Raw genomic sequence first — 236 nt, 5'->3', positions numbered from 1 at the left:
GCACCAGGATATTCTTGCGCTCCGCTCTGGAACGATATTCGTTTCGGCAGTAGCTCGGCAGAGGCATCGAAAAGGGATGCCGGGTAGCAGGATCGGCGACCTGGGAATCGGACGAAACAACTGTGGCCAGCATCCCATCCGTTCGGTTCACGACGAACACGGGCTTGCCGCGCCATGCGGCGGTGAGGCTTTCTCCCGGCTTGAGCCCCGCGATGTCGACGTCGACCGGTGCACCC

At 62.3% G+C, this 236-nt stretch carries 1 protein-coding gene; it reads right to left on the bottom strand.

Features of this window, described 5'->3' with window-relative positions:
- The coding region (locus AC1RO3_RS09420) for a Rieske (2Fe-2S) protein (protein ID WP_481764158.1) at nucleotides 1–236 on the bottom strand (236 nt) is incomplete at both ends.

The organism is Dellaglioa sp. CoH-57-MRSF-19, assembly GCF_056781975.1.
This window is presented reverse-complemented; position numbering and strand designations above follow the sequence as displayed.